Origin of the sequence: Acidithiobacillus marinus (genome assembly GCF_002847505.1) — a bacterium.
In the GTDB taxonomy this organism is placed as follows: Bacteria; Pseudomonadota; Gammaproteobacteria; order Acidithiobacillales; family Acidithiobacillaceae; genus Acidithiobacillus; species Acidithiobacillus marinus.
In genome coordinates this window covers 1-1,391 of sequence record NZ_MXAV01000045.1, presented here as the reverse complement: position 1 = coordinate 1,391, position 1,391 = coordinate 1, and the positions used below count along the sequence as shown (strand labels likewise).

The following is a 1,391-nucleotide window of genomic DNA, read 5'->3' as shown; positions in this document are numbered from 1 at the left end:
CCGTTTGATAACGAAAGTAGCACCAAGTAACTGAGCAATAGCCAACATATCAGCGGGAAGACTGGAATAATTCAAAACAACGGAAGAAAGATCAGATTCAATAGCAGAAACACCAGTGTAAACACCAACACCAATGGTTAAAGAGGATAAAACGGAAGGACCAACAGAGGCCATAAACCAAGAGGCAGTAGAAATAATGAAAGGACCTAACCATTCAGCAAGGGCAGAGATAATAGCACCCATAAAAAAACTCCTTAACGAAAGATAATGATACCCGCACCAACAGCACCAAGAGATTCAACATAAGGTTTAACATCAGAAGCGAGAGAACAGAGAGGAGTAAGCGGAATCGTAAAATTATTAGATAAAGCGGTAAAAGATAAAGGGTCAGGACAAACAGCATCAGATTGAGAAGGCATAGCAAGGTTAAGGGCAAAAGATTTAATAGAAGGAGATGGAGCGGCAGGAGTGGAAGTAGTGGGAGCAACAAAAGGAGAAGCAGGTTGAGGGGTAGAAGTAGAAGTAGAAGTATTAGTAGTCGTACAAGAACCGGAAGAAGTACAAGTTTGAGTAACAGAGGAAGTAGATTTTTGAACAGAAAGGCCACCATCAGTTCCAGGGGAAACTTTATAAGTAGGGGTTGTAGTAGTAGTAGTAGTATCACCAGTAGAAGGATTAGTAGAAGAAGTAGAAGTGGGAGAACCGGAAAGAGTATTAGAGGACGGAGAATAAGAATAAGGAACAGGGGAAGAAAGAGGAGTATTGTTATTGGCTAATTGAGAAGCAAGATCAGGAGAATAAGAAGGGTTAGCTTGTAAAGCAGAAGAAGCATCATTCGCTAAATCATCAGAAGACCAATTATTTTGAATCCATAGGGGTAAATTAGAAGGAGAAGTAGGAACAGTAGAAGCATCACAAGTAAAACTACCACATGCAGCAGAAGGATCGGAAGAACTAGAACAGGCATACAAAGTAGAACCGTTAGAGGAACCTTCATTAATAGTTTGATCGCAACCAGTAGTATGACCCCAATTGGAAGAACAATAAGTAGAATAGGGTTCAGTACAACCAGAAGGAGTGGTATTAGCAGACTCATAATCATCATAAATAGAAGTAGCAAGAGGAAGAAGAGTTGTAGCACCTAAAATAGTCAAACCGATAGGATTATCAACAGACATAAACTTACCAAGACCATCAACCAAATCACCGACAGTTAAAGAACGAGAAAGAGAAGAAACAACCTCACCAGTAGCACCATCAATGGTTAAAGGAGGAGGTGCAAAAGTTTCAATAACACCACCGGAAGAACCTTCGGCGAAAGAAGAAGAAGGAGTAAAGAGAGAAGAGGCACGACCACCCTGAGGATCATAAACGCGGTAGACAGGTTCCTC

At 40.9% G+C, this 1,391-nt stretch carries 2 protein-coding genes; both read right to left on the bottom strand.

Annotated elements, in window-relative coordinates; genetic code table 11:
• A partial coding sequence (locus B1757_RS15215) for a hypothetical protein (protein WP_143484263.1) occupies nt 1–243 on the bottom strand: 243 nt, incomplete at its 3' end.
• An 11-nt stretch (nt 244–254) separates the two neighbouring features.
• A partial coding sequence (locus B1757_RS15485; RefSeq protein ID WP_216360878.1) for a virulence factor TspB C-terminal domain-related protein occupies nt 255–1,391 on the bottom strand: 1,137 nt, incomplete at its 5' end.